This is a genomic window from Ponticaulis sp. (assembly GCF_029210165.1).
Lineage (GTDB): Bacteria > Pseudomonadota > Alphaproteobacteria > Caulobacterales > Hyphomonadaceae > Ponticaulis.
The window spans coordinates 622,351-637,447 of the sequence record NZ_JARGNT010000001.1; the positions used below are offsets into that span (position 1 = coordinate 622,351).

Genomic DNA, 15,097 nt, shown 5'->3' on the forward strand with positions numbered 1-15,097 from the left:
TTGCCCTAATTTACGGCAGCAACCTGCAGAGCCATGTCAGCGTTTGTATCGCCGAGGTCGTCCTCGTCATCAAAAGCGACAACAGATGGCGCGGTACCCGGCGCGCCCCAGAGATAGGTTTTGTCAGCCCAGCCACGACGATGATTGATATAGACCTCGCACATGGTCTCTTCACAGCCGATGAGCGTGGCGATCGCGCCGGACTCCATACGCGCCACAACGCGGGATTCAGAGTTGGAAGACCGATGAAGATCAACGAGGTCTGAACCATGGATCATAACGCTTGGCTGGCCACCGAGTGTACGCTCATGCATCCAGACTTCATCACCGGACGGGTCGCGCACCATGCGCCAGTCGCGTGTTTCGCGAACAACCATAACGGGCAGGCCGCGACGCTCGTATCGCCATGCTACGGGATATTCGAGGCTCGGGCCTGTGCGACCATGCACAGCGGAATACTTCAGCGATTCAAATCGCGGCACCGGCAATCCGGAGAAGGCGCTGATTCGCACAGCCTGACCGGTCACGGGGCCCTGGCTCGCGGATTGCGCGACCGATGGCAGTGAAATCATGAGGCTGGCGAGAAAAAGGCTTTTCAGCTTCGCAAACATGCTTAATTTCCCGAGGTCTGTTCCATGGGAAATTTTTGCCTGTTATGGTGAATAAGGCGTAAACAGGTTCTGAAAATTTATCTGGGACTTCTGAACGCATTGGCCACGCCGCACTTGTTTGCTATGGCACGATAAAAGAAGCAGGATAGGGACGCGATGTCTTCGCAAAAATTGAAAGTTATAGTGACCCGTCGACTTCCGAGCGTGGTGGAACTTCGCCTCAAGGAATTGTTCGACACGACACTGAATGAATCTGACCACCCTATGTCACAGGGCGAGCTGTCAGACGCAGTGGCGGAGGCAGATGTACTTGTCCCGACCGTGACAGATAAAATCGACGGACGTGTTCTGGCGCATGCTGGCGAAAATCTTCGCCTTATTGCGCAGTTCGGCGCGGGCGTAGACAATATTGACGTACAGAGCGCAACTCAGCGTGGCATCACCGTCACGAACACGCCGGGTGTTCTGACTGAAGACACAGCTGACATGACTATGGCGCTGCTGCTGTCCGTGCCGCGCCGCATGATCGAAGGCGTCAAAGCCATCGAGAATGACGAGTTTAAAGGCTGGACACCAACCTGGATGATGGGCCGCCGGATTTCTGGCAAGCGGCTTGGTATTATCGGCATGGGCCGTATCGGTCAGGCTGTTGCACGCCGCGCAAAAGCCTTCGGCATGCAGATCCACTACCATAATCGCACTCAGGTCAGCCCGCAGATCGAAGAATCTCTCGGCGCGACTTATTGGGATAGCCTCGATCAGATGCTGGCGCGTATGGACTATGTGTCCATCAACTGCCCGCACACGCCGGCCACCTACCACCTTCTGAACTCACGCCGTCTTGAGCTGATGCAGCCTCACGCCTTCATCGTGAACACATCCCGCGGTGAAGTGATTGACGAAGCCGCACTCGCACGTGCGCTTGAAGAAGGCAAAATCGCAGGCGCTGGGCTCGACGTGTTTGAGCACGAACCAGCGGTGAACCCAAAGCTCAAAGAAATGCCGAATGTCGTGCTTCTGCCTCACCTTGGCTCTGCGACAGAAGAAGGCCGCACAGAAATGGGCGAGAAGGTTCTGATCAACATCAAAACCTTTGCTGACGGTCACAAGCCACCGGATCGCATAATTCCGGCTATGCTGTAATCAGTTTTCCGATACTGGAATTTCAGGCCCCGCAGTCTCTGGCTGCGGGGTCTCTTCATCTGGCACCAATCTATCCAAAAACGCACGCAGATCAGTCAGGGTGGCATCCGGTATCTGCTCATGCGGCAGGTGGCCGACATCGGGATATATAACGAGCTCTGCCTGCGGGACCGCTTCAACAAAATGCCTCGCATGATCGGCACGCACGATTTCATCGCCATCGCCCTGCAAAACGAGTATGGGCAGGCTCAGGCTTTGAAGTCGGTCCAGAGCGTCGTCTGACACTCCATCGGTCCGCGCAGACACACGCAGTAATGCCTCACGATGCCCAGGCGCACGGGCAAAGTCAGCATACAGACGAACGGTTTGGTAAGGCGCAGTCTCTCCGCTTGCGGCGACAAAACCGCGCCGGATCGCTATGGCCGGATCAAGCGTCACCGCGAGAGCGCTTACAACCGGATTATTCACGATGTCAGACGCAAAGGCAGCATGCTCGCGCGCTTCATCGGGAGACGACAAACCGGCTGGCGCAATAAGCACCAGCCCGCTCAGATTATCAGAATGACGGAGCGCATATTCCCAACCAATATGTCCACCGAGCGAGGCCCCCACTAATACAAACTCATCAAGATTCAGGCGCGTAGCGAAGCGGGACAGAAAGTCTACGAGGCCTGTAGTGGTGAGATCAGTCGTCTCAAGCACGCGAGTGAGACCATGCCCCGGCAGATCGACACTGATGACGCGATAATCCTCTTTCAGGTCCTCCCGCCAGGCCATCCAGCTCTGACTGGCTGAGGCAAGGCCATGCACCAGCAAAAGCACTGGCGCATCGCGCGGGCCTTCGTCAGTATAATGCACCAGAAGCCCGTTCGGCAGGCGCGCATATTCAGACACTGGCTGCTCATAGAGCGCCTCAAGGTCTTCATAGGGAATGTCCGCGCGATGAAAGGATAACCAGGTTGCGCCGGTCAGCGCGAAGACGGCGCAAAGGCCGACAGTAAGCCATTTCAGCGGCCCGCGCATCATTTAGCGCCACATGCCGGACAGGCCGGATCTTTAGGAAGCTTCACAGTGCGGAATGCGCCGGTCAGCCCTTCAATCAAAAGCAATCGGCCGAACAGGTTTTCTGTTTCGCCAATGAGATAACGCGTTGCGAGAAGCGCCTGCTGACTGGCGACCAGATGAGTGATCGCACCCACAACGCCAAGGTCTTTACAATTGCCTGCATCCGGCGGCTCAGCTGGCACAAAGCACTGATAACATGGGCAGTTTTCATCATGCAGCGCATTCACCGCCATGACCTGCCCCGTCCAGCCGGCAACAGCGCCAGAAATAAGCGGCACGCCCTCTGCGAGGCTCGAGGCGTTAAGTGCAAAGCGGGTTTCAAAATTATCAGAGCCATCCAGAACAAGGTCAGCCTCGGCCAGCGTCGCATCCGGTGTCCAGCGCTCCTGAACGACATCAATCCGGATATCCGGATTGAGCGCAGACAGGCCGCGAAACAGCGCCGCGACCTTCCAGTCGCCCACATCGCGCGATGAAAACTGGGTCTGGCGCTGCAGGTTGGACACATCAACCTTGTCATCATCGAAGATAGTCAGCCGCCCAACACCGCTCGCCGCGAGTATCCGTGCCGCAACACCGCCAAGCGCACCTGCACCAACGATCAGAACATGCGCATCCAGAAGTTTTTTCTGGCCATGTCCGCCGATTTCTTTCACGAGGAAATGGCGCTTATATCGTTCAATCTGTTCAGGTGTCATATCTGGCCCGGCAATTAGCTGGTTTCGTTTTGCGCCCTCGCGGCGCTAGCTTCAAGTGGAGGAATGAGAATTGTCGGACACTGAGAGCTCAGCTCCACTGAAATGGGTTAGCGGCGAAGAACGCTCCCCGACCGGCAATGTGTTTCTGACCGGTCGCGCGGGAACGGGGAAAACCACGCTGATCCGCAAATTCCTCGCTGATGCAGGCGAACAAGCCATCGTACTCGCGCCGACGGGTATTGCTGCCATGAATGTGGGTGGCCAGACCATCCATTCTTTCTTCAAATTTCCGCCAAGACTGCTTGATGCAACCGATATCAAACGCTTGCGAAATGCGCGCCTGATCAAGAAGCTCGATACAATTATCATCGACGAGATCTCTATGGTCCGCGCAGACATGCTGGATGCGATCGATAAGTCACTTCAGCTCAATCGCGGATCTCGCAAGCCGTTCGGCGGTGTACGGATGGTTTTGTGCGGAGACCTTCATCAGCTGCCTCCTGTCGTCTCCCGGGACGAAGAAGAAATCCTGATGGAGCGCTATGGCAATCCATATTTCTTCCGCGCTGAAGCCTTCCAGACCGGCGCGTTTGCTCTGGTCGCGCTCAAACACGTCTATCGCCAGAATGATCCCGAATTCCTGAAGCTTCTGAACGGAGTGCGGCAGGCGCGTCTGGATGAAGATGATGTAGAGGTTCTGAATAATCGCGTTACAGGTCGCCGCGCCATTGAAGCGAGCGAGACCCATATCGTCCTCACGCCGAACAATGCTGCGGCCTTCCGCATCAATCAGGCACGCCTGAAAGCGCTTGATGGCGCAACCTATGCCTTTCAGGCAAAAGTCGAAGGTCAGTTCGACGATAAAGCCGCACCGACAGAAAACATTCTGGAGCTAAAGCGCGGCGCGCGCATCATGCTGATCAAGAATGATCCTCAGGGCCGGTATGTGAACGGTTCAATCGGAACGGTTGAAGGCTTCGATGAAGACGAAGTGATTGTCAAAATTGACGGTGAAACCTGCCGGATCGAGCCTGCCGTCTGGGAAAAGTACCGCTATGAGATGGACAAGGAGAATGACAAGGTCGACCGGTCTGTCGTCGGCTCGTTCAAACAGCTGCCTATCCGCCTCGCCTATGCGGTTACGATCCATAAGTCCCAGGGCCTGACCCTGAAGAAAGTCTATATCGACTTCGACAATGGCATGTTCGCACATGGTCAGGCCTATGTTGCCTTTTCAAGGGCGACCACACTTGAAGGGCTGGAGCTTTCTCGCCCGCTTCGCCCGTCCGATCTGTCGTTTGACCGACGCGCCTTTGAATTCGGCCAGCTGGAAATCGTCGAAGATACAGACACCCACCTGATCGCAGGTTTCCAGCCGCGCGAAGACGAGCTGCTTTAGCCTCTTCCAGAAATAAAAAACCCTCCCGGCGAACCGGGAGGGCATATAGTTTACTACGTGACTGCAGGTCAGATCACGTAACCAAAACCCGCAACTGTCATCGCAATTACAGCCGACGCGAGCGGCACTGCTGCGAACATGCTGATCAGATTGCGTTGAAACTCCGTGCTCATTGTTTTTCTCCGTTCCCTTAGAGCGGCACCATGCCGTGTTCATGGGTTGTATATAGAACTAGTCTGAACCAAAAACAATGAACGAAATTAATTTTATTCAGTATTTAGGCATAAAAATTCACTGCGCCTTGTTTTTTAAGCCGTTTCAGATGAGCGATTTTTCGAGAAGTTTCATGACGCCGTCGAATTCACGGGTCAGCTCTTCGTAGGACTCGTCAGCCCAGAAGCGTGGTGACTCAAATTTCATGAGTGCTATCTGCAGCATTTCCGCCGTAAAATTCAGATTATCCAGTGGCTTGATCTCACCGGATTTCAGCCCTTGCTCCAGGATCTGAACGATATAGATCCGCTCCTGAGCCAGCTCTTCGACGTAATAAATCGGGCGCTCACGCGCCAGAACATCCGCCATTTCCAAGGCTTTCGTCTTGTTCTGCATCATATGATAGGTGCGCTCCAGCCGCGCTTTGAAGAGCTCGGTCAGGCGTGGCAAAGCCGGCTCGTCGCTCCGGCGGGCGATTTCAGCGAACAACTGGTAAAAGGCCTGATTAAAGCCGCGCACAATCGCTTCGGCGATATCCAGCTTAGATTTGAAAAACCTGTAAATATTGCCCGCAGACATATCGCAGTCTTTTGCAATCTCGGCCATTGTGGTCTTTGCATATCCATAGTGTAGGATACGGGTCATGGCCGCTCGGAGGATCTGTTCGCGGGTGTCTGTAGTCTCGGTCATGGTTTGAGCATAGATGATAAGAATGAATCATCAATGATTTATTCAGCCGATAGGACATTTAATGAGTTTTGATCGAATTGGCGTTCTTGGCGCTGGCGCATGGGGCACAGCACTGGCGTATTCCACGCAGGCAGCCGGACGAGATGTGCTTATCTGGTCACGAGAAACCGAGGTCGCTGAGGCCCTCTCTTCCGGTCAGGGCAATCCGCTATTCCTGCCCGGTGTCGACCTTCCCGCTATCCCTTCCACGTCATCCCTTTCCGATCTTGCAAACGTCGATGCGATCCTCGCGGTCGTGCCTGCGCAATTTGCACGCTCCGTCTTCGAACAGCTGAATGGCCTGATACCAGACGACACACCGTTCGCGCTCTGCGCCAAGGGGGTTGAGCACGGCTCACTGAAACTTATGGCTGATGTTCTGCATGAAACGCGACCGTCTGCTCCGGTTGCTGTTCTCTCCGGCCCCTCTTTTGCCATCGACGTCGCCAAGGGTCTTCCCACAGCCGTCACGCTGGCCTGCGAAGATCAGGCTCTTGGCGCGCGCTGGATGGAAAGCATTGGACGCCCGGAGTTTCGCCCGTACTGGAGCAACGATATTGTCGGCGCCGAGATTGGCGGCGCGGTTAAGAACGTACTCGCCATCGCCTGCGGCGCGGTTGAGGGGCTTCAGCTTGGCAAGTCTGCGCATGCTGCGCTCATCTCCCGCGGGTTCGCTGAAATGGTGCGCCTTGGCAGCGCTATGGGTGCCCAGCCGGAAACACTGGCCGGTCTTTGCGGGCTTGGTGATCTGGTGCTCACCTGCTCGTCACCGCAATCGCGCAATATGAGCTTTGGCAAAGCGCTGGGCGAAGGCCGCTCCCCGGCTGACATTCTGGCAGAACGCAAAGCCGTCACCGAAGGCGTCGCCACCGCACCCGGTGTCGTTGCGCTTGCGAAACGGTATGATATCGAAATGCCGATCTGTGAGGCCGTCGCCAATATTCTGGCTGGCAACATTACACTGCGTGAGGCCATGAAGGGTCTGATCGAACGCCCGTTTAAGGCCGAAAACGTTCTATGAGCTTTACCACGCCGGACATAACCCGCGCGGTGACGCAGGGCGCAGTCCGGCTGCTCGAACAAATGTCTCTTGCCTGCGTGACAGAGCTGGTGCTCGCCAATGGCAGACGCGCCGATATCATGGCGCTAAGCGAGAAGGGCGAGATTTGGATCGTCGAAGTCAAATCCGGAAAGCCGGATTTTGAGTCAGACGGCAAATGGCATGAGTATCGCCCCTATTGCGATAAGTTCTTCTTTGCCGTGCATGAGAGCTTCCCGACCGAGCTTCTGCCGCTTGATACCGGGCTAATTATTGCCGACCAGTTTGGCGGCGCGCTTATTCGCCCAGCGCCGGAACACAAACTGCCCGCGGCACGCCGCAAAGCCGTCACTCTGAAGCTGGCACGCACAGCCGCCCAACGCTTTTCCGCGCAACAATTCGCGGCCGGTTTCACTCCAGAATAAAACCTTCACTGACAAACCGAAACAATTCTGTATATCCTGCCCTCAACTGGGAGGGACACCATGCTGAAAACAACCGTCGGACACCGCGACCTGATGCCGGACCTGATACGCGCCTGGGCGATTATCGGGATTGTGCTTGTAAACGTCGAAATGTTTTCAGCCGGACTGAATATCGGCTACCCATCCACCGGAGAGGCAGGCGATCACTGGGCCAAACTACTGGTGAACGGGCTTTTCACCCTGAAATCCTATTCTCTCTTTTCTATGATGTTCGGCGCTGGTCTGGGCTATCAGCTCGCATCGGCTGCACGCACGGAAACCAATGCCACCGGGCGTTATTATCGCCGTATGATAGGCCTGCTGGCCTTGGGCCTTATCCATGTCGTCTTCCTGTTTCTGGGCGATATTCTGGTGACCTACGCCATTCTGGGCAGCCTCCTTTATTTCTGCCGGAACGGGAAACCCAAAACGCTCATAATCTGGGGCCTCGTGCTGATAGGCATTCAGACTGCCCTAATGATGATTGGCGCGGGCGCTATGGCGATGATGGAAGGCATTACCGACCCTGCAGCCCGCCGCATGATGGACGATCAGATGGCTGAACAGCGTGAAGCCTTTCTGGCCATTGATGCCATCTTCGCAGACGGCAGCTTCCTGCAGATCGCTGCTGCCAGAGCGTCTCTGATCCCAACGCTGATCCCCACAGTCATCATGGTACAGGGCATCAGCGCATTTGGGTTTTTCCTGATCGGCCTCGGGTTTTTCAAATTGGGTCTGCTCAGTCAGCCAGACCATAAATTCTGGAAGACGTCGCTCTTCGTCCTTCTGCCAATCGGGCTCATTTTGAGCTTTTACGGCTCAAATGTTTATGTTGAAGCGCCGCAGCGTGAAAGCGCGCAGGGCCTGTTTGGCATGGCCATCATGATCTTAGGCTCGCCCTTCTCCACATTTGGCTATATCGGCGTGATCGCCCTCATCGCACGCATGGGAACAGGGCCGGTTCTTCAATTTCTGGCGCGAGGCGGCTCAGCTACGCTGTCAGCTTATCTGCTGCAATCAGTCATAATGTGCATCGTAACCCTGCCGATCGGCTTTGGCCTCTTTGGACAGCTAGGCGCGTTGCCAGCCGTTCTGATTGCGCTGGCGACCGGCATCTTCACGCTTTGCTTTGTGAGCCTCTGGCTGACCAAGTTTAAACGGGGACCGATGGAAATTCTCCTTCGCCGCTGGACCTATCTCGGTTACCGCCAGCCACTACAGAGAAACAACGCATGACACATTTATGCGCAGCGCTGGTGATGCCCGCGCTCCTTCTATTGGCTGCGTGTGACCAACAGGAAGAACGCCTCGCACGTGCTGAAACACTGGCGAGCGCAGTTCAGGATCAGGTTGTAGAGACTGTGACGGGCGAAACAGAACCTGCCGATCCATTCCCCGAGGCCGCGAACGACGACTAGACCTCGCCCCGATGGTGAAACCCGTTTCGTAAACCACTGTCGGGCGCTTAGTTTGTATTATGAAGCGCGACATCGGATTGGGGCAAAGCCGTGCGTAAACCCGTAACGCCAGCAAACGTATTTATTCTGGAGATTGGCATCGCCTCGGCGATCGCCATGGTCGGCGCTATGGCTGTGCTTCTGACCATGGTTCCGCCCGCAGACCGCCAAAGTGCGCCTATAATTATGGATGCGGCTGAACGCTTTGATGGCCTGTCGCGGCCTGCCGAAATCATTCGGGCCAGCACCCGCGCAGGCATCATCAGCGAGACAGAAGCAACGCGCACATCAGGTGCCGCGCAGCCACCCCGCTTCATTGTCAGCCTTAGCTCGCACTCCGAAGCGGCACACTTTCTTAGAACCTTCCGCGAAAATCGCGGCGCCGCCCGCGCGCAATTTGCTGATTGGACTAAAGCCAATCCGACATTCCGGGGTTTCTATCTGGAAGGGATTACAACGTCAGGCGAGGCAATCCTCACCTATCGTCTGGCGGGAGACCCGCGTCCCGCAGGTGAGCTGGAAGTTGCACTCACACGCCAGCTGAATGCGTCGGGTGATGTTCGCCACATCACTTCAGTGGCAGGCAGACGGGCGGCGCGATAGCCGCCCGGCAAGATCATCAAACTTAGAGCGCGAGCTCGAAGATTTTCTCATAGTCAGCCTGCGTAACAGGCTTAGCATTGCCGTAGTGCGCAAGGTCTTTCAGCGCGTACTCGACGATTGACGGGCCGTGATCGGCTGTAACGCCGATATCTGAAAGCTTAGCCGGAATACCGATATCTTCGTTCAGCCTGGCAATCGCATCGCCTACACATGCACCTTCTTTGAGGTTCATCATCTGACGGATGCGCTGGAATTTACGCTCGTCAGCATCTGCGTGGAAGCGCATGAAGTGCGGCAGGAAGATCGCGTTCAGCGTACCGTGGTGAAGCTTGAGGTCATGCAGGCGACCCGCAGCGTGAGACATAGCGTGTACGCCGCCAAGACCTTTCACGAAGGCGAGCGCGCCTTCAAATGACGCGACCATCATGTTCCAGCGGGCATCTGTGTCTGAACCATCCTGAACAGCGCGCTTCAGCCAGCCATCACCAACCGCGCGGCCAAGGCCTTCATAGCCAATGCCTTCAGCTGGCGGGTTCACTGTCGGTGTCAGGATCGCTTCGATACAGTGCGTAACAGCGTCCATACCTGTGGCAGCCGTCAGCAGCGGCGGCAGGCCGAGTGTCAGATCAGGGTCACAGATTGCAGTCGCTGGAACGAGGTGCGGAGACGCATAAGTCTGCTTGTGACCGTCATTCTGGATGATGATCATGCCGACACTGACTTCAGACCCGGTACCAGCCGTTGTCGGGATCGCGATCAGCGGCGGGATTTTGCCAATTTTCTTGCTGCCGCCGACAGTCGCGCCATAATCAGCGAGATTTCCGCCATGGCTCGCCATGAGGCCAACAGCCTTTGCAAGGTCCATGGAAGACCCGCCACCAAGCGCGATAATACCGTCACAGCCGGACTCTTTGTACATCTCAGTGACTTCCGTCACCTGCTTTTCGGTTGGGTTCGGCTCGGTTCCGGCGAACACTTCGTGCGCACCGCTGATATTTTCTGTGACTTTGTCCAGCAGACCGACTTGTTTAATGCCCGGGTCAGTGACTACAAATCCCTTTGTGATATTAAGACCGGCCATGGTCTTGCCAAGCTTTGTGATGGCGCCATGATCGAGAATGCACGGTGTTACGAAATTGATGACAGGCATTATGTTTCTCTCCCCTGAGATGCTAGTTGCAAAAAAGCCTAAGGCGCGCCTGTAAGCAATGAAAAATCGGCAGAAAGTGATAGTTAGCTATCTCTTTTTGACGTAGGTCCGGAGTAAAGAGTTGGAAAATCAGGCTAAAACCCCACTTCTCAGCATAGAAAATCTCGCTGTGGAATTCGATACGCCGGATGGCGTTGTGAACGCAGTGAAGGGGGTCAGCTTTGAAGTCTTCCCGGGCGAATGCGTCGGCGTTGTCGGCGAATCGGGATCAGGCAAAAGCCAGTCCGCCCTCGCGGCGATGGGCCTTCTTGCAGCAAACGGGCGCACTAAAGGTCAGGTGAAGTTTGAGGGCAAAAGCCTGCTCGGCATGAGCCAGAGCGAACGGCGCATGATGCGCGGCTCCCAAATGTCCATGATCTTTCAGGACCCGCTGACATCTCTCACCCCGCATATGACGGTCGGTGCACAGCTTCGCGAAGTGCTCGCTATTCACCGCAAGCTGCGCGGCAAGGAAGCCGATAAAGAATGTATTGAATGGCTGGAGCGTGTTCGCATTCCAGACCCTGCCCGCCGTATGGACCAGTTCCCGCACGAGCTTTCAGGCGGTATGCGCCAGCGCGTCATGATTGCGATTGCCATGCTATGTGGCCCGAAGCTTCTGTTCGCAGACGAACCGACAACCGCACTCGACGTAACCGTTCAGGCGCAGGTTCTGGCGCTGATGAACGACCTGAAATCAACGACCGACACCGGCATCGTTCTCATTACCCACGATATGGGCGTTGTTGCACGTATGTGCGACCGCGTCGTGGTGATGAAGCAAGGCGAGATCGTAGAGACTGGTACGGTTGACCAGATTTTCTACGAGGCGCGCCATGACTATACAAAAAAGTTGTTGGAGGCAGTGCCGAGAATTGACCAGCCGGATCGTCCGGGTCGCACTAGCCTCACGCCGCCGCCCCCTGCAGACGTAAAGCCGGTTCTGGTGGCTGACGATGTACGCGTCAGCTTCCCGATCAAAACCGAAGGCGGCTTTTTTGGTACGACCAAACAGCTTCGCGCCGTTGATGGCGTAAGCTTTGATCTGCGTCCGGGCGAAACGCTTGGCGTGGTTGGCGAGTCCGGTTGCGGCAAGTCTACGCTTGCCCGCGCTGTTCTGCAGCTTGTCGAGCCAACAGGTGGATCTGTCTCATGGATCGGCAAGGATATCACCAAAGCCGGCCAGGACGGGCTGAAAGAAGTCCGCCGCGATCTGCAAATCGTTTTCCAGGACCCGTTTGCGAGCCTCGATCCGCGCATGACTGTCGGCCAGTCGATGGCAGAGCCGCTGACCGTGTTCGAGCCTTCGCTCTCGCGTAAAGACCGTGAACTCCGCGTTCGGGAAATCATGCCGCGCGTTGGCCTCGATCCGGCACTGATCAACCGGTATCCGCACGAACTGTCAGGCGGCCAGAACCAGCGTGTCGGTATTGCCCGCGCGATGATCATGAAGCCGAAACTGGTCATCTGCGACGAGGCCGTTTCCGCCCTCGACGTTTCGGTTCAGGCGCAGATTATCGACCTGCTGATCGAGCTGCAGGCGGAATTTGATCTGGCGATGATCTTTATCAGCCACGACCTTGCTGTTGTGCGTGAAATCTCACATCGCATCATGGTGCTATATCTTGGCCGCGTGGTTGAGATTGCAGGGCGTGACGCAATCTACGAAGACCCGCGTCACCCGTACACCAAGTCTCTCATTGCGGCCGTCCCTAATCCGGACCCACGCGCTGAGAAGGACCGTGATATTGTGAAGCTTCAGGGCGACCTGCCGTCACCTCTGGATCGCCGCGCAACGCTGCGATTCATGAAGTCCAAGCTGGTTGATGATGCCGATACCGAACAGTATCGACCGCAACTTATCGAAGTTGGCCCGGGTCACGTCGTGGCTGAGCATGACCCATCAGAGCTGAGCAACGGTCTGCTGGCGAGCTAAGCTCTCAGACCTTGCGGGCGATGATTGTGTCCTGATAGCCAAACTGGCTGTGGGGGTTAGCCCAGTTTCCATACTCAATGGCCTCGATAGCGAGGCCATTTTTCAGATACGCCTCACGTACCCAATTCTCCGAAAATGCAATTGCCGCTTCGGGGTTATCTTCAAGCGTCGTCTTTGAAACCTCATCCACCGGAAACCTGAACGTTAGGCGCGGGGCTTTGCAGGCTTCCGTCTGCGGGTTCAGCAAAAACCACGTAATCAGGCAACGACCGCCCGGCTTCAGCGAGCGCGTAATCTCAGACAGGTAACGCTCCACATCCTTCTGGAACATGTGCGTAAAGACAGATGTCAGGAACGCAAAATCATAGGCATCGCTGTCGGATGGAAACGTGTAGGCAGATGCTTCGGTCTTGCCGTCCGCGTTATAGCGGGCGTTGAACACATCGGCGTGGACGAATGTGAAATTCGGCAGATCATCATAGTGCGTCTGGCACCATTCGACGCCTGCTTTCACTATATCGAACCCAAGATAGCGCCCTTCCGGCGACAGAAACTCCGTAAGCGGACGCGCCATACGTCCCTGCCCGCACCCCACATCAAGAATGGCCATATCCGGCGTCACACCATGGCGCTTGAGCGTCTTCAGGAAGTCGTCGCCAACGGCCACAAAATCACCGCCACCCACAAACGTGTCACGACGGTTTGGCACACGCGGATCCTTCACCGGATCAATAATGTCTTTCACCGCATAGCCCGCCCATTTCAGGCGTGTGCGGACATTTACCGGCAGGATGGATTTGATCGCGTCTTTCATGATCGCCGCGCTCCGATAGCAGATTTACTCGACACATAGTTGCCGGATGCGAAGTTAAGGCTACACATGTGGGATAACTATACGGGAAAGGAAGCACAATAATGGCAAGTCCAAATCTTCAACGCTGGTATGACCATATGCAGAGCCATGATCATCAGGAGCTGCGCGATATGCTGGCAGATGATGTGGTTTTCCACTCGCCGGTCGTTCACACACCCCAGCGTGGCAAAGAGATTACCTTCCAATACCTTGCTTCTGCAGAGAAAGTTCTGGGCGGCGAAGATTTTGTCTATGTGCGCGAATTCGATCTGGGCGACCGCGCCGTTCTTGAGTTCGAGACCAAAATCGACGGCATCTATATCGATGGTATCGACATGATTTCATGGAATGAGGCTGGACAAATTACTGATTTCAAAGTGATGGTCCGCCCGTTGCAGGCTATCAATATGCTGCACGCCAAAATGAAAGAAATGCTCGAAAGGCTGAAAGCTCAGTAAGGACTGATGTTAAACGTGACCGAAAACACCCTAAAGCTCGAAGATGTTCAGGCCGCTGCGGACGTAATCGCAGGACAGGTGGAGCATACCCCTATGCGTCATTCGCGGACGCTATCGGAGATTACGGGTGCGGAAGTCTGGATTAAGTTCGAGAACTTCCAGTTCACAGCGGCCTTCAAAGAACGCGGTGCGCTGAACCGCCTTATGGGTCTGACCGATGAGGAGAAACAGCGCGGCGTGATCGCTATGTCTGCGGGCAACCACGCCCAGGGTGTCGCTTATCACGGACAGCGCCTTGGTATTCCGGTGACCATCGTCATGCCGGAAAATACGCCTTTCGTGAAAGTGCAGCATACGCGCAACTATGGCGCGCGCGTGATCCTGAAAGGCAGCACGCTGATCGAAGCCAATGAGCATGCCCAGATGTTGTGCGAGAAGGAAAATCTCGTCTTCCTTCATCCGTTCGACGACAAGCTCGTCATGGCCGGTCAGGGCACGATCGCGCTTGAAATGCTTGATGACGTCTCAAAGCCGCTGGATTGCCTTGTCATTCCGGTCGGTGGCGGCGGCCTGATCAGTGGCATCGCGACGGCGGCCAAAGCGCTGCAGCCTGACATTGAAATCATTGGTGTTGAAGTCGAACAATTCCCTGCACTCTTCAACGAACTTAAAGGCGAACCACCGAAAGCGGGCGGTACAACGATTGCTGAAGGCATTGCGGTTAAGACCGTAGGGCGCCGCAATTTTGAAATCTGCCAACGCCTTGTCGATGACGTGGTGCTTGTCGATGAAGACACGATTGAGCGCGCCATCACGCTCTATGCAACGGTCGAGAAAACCATTTCGGAGGGCGCAGGTGCAGCTGGCCTAGCCGCGCTTCTGGCTCACCCGACGAGATTTTCTGGCAAACGTGTCGGGCTCGTCCTGTGCGGCGGCAATATCGACACGCGCCTGCTGGCGTCAGTTCTGACACGCAGCCTTGTGCGGGACCAACGCCTCGTGAACATCCGAATTCTCGGCGATGACCGTCCGGGCCTGCTGGCCCTCGTCTCTAAAGTGATCGGCGATTCCGGCGCGAACATTATCGAAGTCGCCCATAACCGTCTTGCGCTGGACGTTCCGGCCAAAGGCGCAGAATTTGATATCCTCGTAGAAACACGCGATGCGCAGCACACTCAGGAAGTGATCGAAGCCCTGACGGCTGCCGGCTATCCGCCACGCAAGCTCTGATCTCAGATAC

16 protein-coding genes are annotated in these 15,097 nt (G+C 55.8%); 10 read left to right on the plus strand and 6 right to left on the minus strand.

Translation table 11 applies throughout. The features are described from left to right. Window positions 1-5: 5 nt before the first annotated feature. Entirely contained in the window at window positions 6-611 is a 606-nt protein-coding gene (locus P1U45_RS03135; protein WP_301057453.1) for an SH3 domain-containing protein, read from the minus strand. Window positions 612-767: 156 nt separating this feature from the next. Between P1U45_RS03135 and P1U45_RS03140 the strand changes: the two genes are divergently transcribed. Beyond that, window positions 768-1,754, plus strand: coding sequence for a D-glycerate dehydrogenase (locus tag P1U45_RS03140; protein WP_366144961.1), 987 nt, complete (start codon window positions 768-770; stop codon window positions 1,752-1,754). On the opposite strand, the gene P1U45_RS03145 is transcribed toward P1U45_RS03140, so the two are convergent. Further along, on the minus strand, window positions 1,755-2,780 hold the full coding sequence (locus P1U45_RS03145; RefSeq protein ID WP_301057455.1) for an alpha/beta hydrolase: 1,026 nt from the start codon (window positions 2,778-2,780) through the stop codon (window positions 1,755-1,757). Continuing rightward, window positions 2,777-3,517: a HesA/MoeB/ThiF family protein gene (locus P1U45_RS03150; protein WP_301057456.1), complete on the minus strand. Its 741-nt coding sequence runs from the start codon at window positions 3,515-3,517 to the stop codon at window positions 2,777-2,779. Before P1U45_RS03150 ends, P1U45_RS03145 begins: the two co-directional genes overlap by 4 nt. Window positions 3,518-3,587: 70 nt before the next feature. On the opposite strand from P1U45_RS03150, the gene P1U45_RS03155 reads away from it, so the two are divergent. After that, window positions 3,588-4,916, plus strand: a complete 1,329-nt coding sequence (locus tag P1U45_RS03155; protein WP_301057457.1) for an AAA family ATPase — start codon at window positions 3,588-3,590, stop codon at window positions 4,914-4,916. Window positions 4,917-5,234: 318 nt separating this feature from the next. Here P1U45_RS03155 and P1U45_RS03160 read toward each other — a convergent pair whose 3' ends face one another. Next, window positions 5,235-5,819: a TetR/AcrR family transcriptional regulator gene (locus tag P1U45_RS03160; protein ID WP_301057458.1), complete on the minus strand. Its 585-nt coding sequence runs from the start codon at window positions 5,817-5,819 to the stop codon at window positions 5,235-5,237. Between the two features lie 61 nt (window positions 5,820-5,880). On the opposite strand from P1U45_RS03160, the gene P1U45_RS03165 reads away from it, so the two are divergent. The 5 genes from P1U45_RS03165 to P1U45_RS03185 all read left to right on the plus strand — a co-directional run bounded on the left by P1U45_RS03165 (window position 5,881) and on the right by P1U45_RS03185 (window position 9,421). Further along, window positions 5,881-6,879 (plus strand): NAD(P)H-dependent glycerol-3-phosphate dehydrogenase, encoded by a 999-nt coding sequence (locus tag P1U45_RS03165; protein WP_293607598.1) that lies wholly within the window; start codon window positions 5,881-5,883, stop codon window positions 6,877-6,879. Further along, a complete protein-coding gene (locus P1U45_RS03170) occupies window positions 6,876-7,322 on the plus strand; it encodes an MmcB family DNA repair protein (RefSeq protein WP_301057459.1) in 447 nt (148 codons plus the stop codon). Before P1U45_RS03165 ends, P1U45_RS03170 begins: the two co-directional genes overlap by 4 nt. Window positions 7,323-7,382: 60 nt before the next feature. Beyond that, a complete protein-coding gene (locus P1U45_RS03175; protein WP_301057460.1) occupies window positions 7,383-8,597 on the plus strand; it encodes a DUF418 domain-containing protein in 1,215 nt (404 codons plus the stop codon). Next, the gene (locus tag P1U45_RS03180; RefSeq protein ID WP_301057461.1) at window positions 8,594-8,779 is read left to right on the plus strand and encodes a hypothetical protein; all 186 of its coding nucleotides are present in this window, start codon (window positions 8,594-8,596) and stop codon (window positions 8,777-8,779) included. Before P1U45_RS03175 ends, P1U45_RS03180 begins: the two co-directional genes overlap by 4 nt. A 90-nt stretch (window positions 8,780-8,869) precedes the next feature. Then, entirely contained in the window at window positions 8,870-9,421 is a 552-nt protein-coding gene (locus P1U45_RS03185; protein ID WP_301057462.1) for a hypothetical protein, read from the plus strand. Between the two features lie 22 nt (window positions 9,422-9,443). On the opposite strand, the gene P1U45_RS03190 is transcribed toward P1U45_RS03185, so the two are convergent. After that, window positions 9,444-10,571: an iron-containing alcohol dehydrogenase gene (locus P1U45_RS03190; protein WP_301057463.1), complete on the minus strand. Its 1,128-nt coding sequence runs from the start codon at window positions 10,569-10,571 to the stop codon at window positions 9,444-9,446. 121 nt (window positions 10,572-10,692) lie between these two features. On the opposite strand from P1U45_RS03190, the gene P1U45_RS03195 reads away from it, so the two are divergent. Next, a complete protein-coding gene (locus P1U45_RS03195) occupies window positions 10,693-12,546 on the plus strand; it encodes an ABC transporter ATP-binding protein (RefSeq protein ID WP_301057464.1) in 1,854 nt (617 codons plus the stop codon). Window positions 12,547-12,550: 4 nt separating this feature from the next. Here P1U45_RS03195 and P1U45_RS03200 read toward each other — a convergent pair whose 3' ends face one another. Continuing rightward, the gene (locus P1U45_RS03200; protein ID WP_301057465.1) at window positions 12,551-13,360 is read right to left on the minus strand and encodes a class I SAM-dependent methyltransferase; all 810 of its coding nucleotides are present in this window, start codon (window positions 13,358-13,360) and stop codon (window positions 12,551-12,553) included. A 101-nt stretch (window positions 13,361-13,461) separates the two neighbouring features. On the opposite strand from P1U45_RS03200, the gene P1U45_RS03205 reads away from it, so the two are divergent. Both P1U45_RS03205 and P1U45_RS03210 read left to right on the plus strand, forming a co-directional pair. Beyond that, the gene (locus tag P1U45_RS03205; protein ID WP_293607591.1) at window positions 13,462-13,857 is read left to right on the plus strand and encodes a nuclear transport factor 2 family protein; all 396 of its coding nucleotides are present in this window, start codon (window positions 13,462-13,464) and stop codon (window positions 13,855-13,857) included. Between the two features lie 6 nt (window positions 13,858-13,863). Then, window positions 13,864-15,087 carry a threonine ammonia-lyase gene (locus tag P1U45_RS03210; protein WP_301057466.1) on the plus strand — a complete coding sequence of 408 codons (1,224 nt, stop codon included), beginning with the start codon at window positions 13,864-13,866 and terminating at the stop codon, window positions 15,085-15,087. Window positions 15,088-15,097 lie beyond the last annotated feature (10 nt).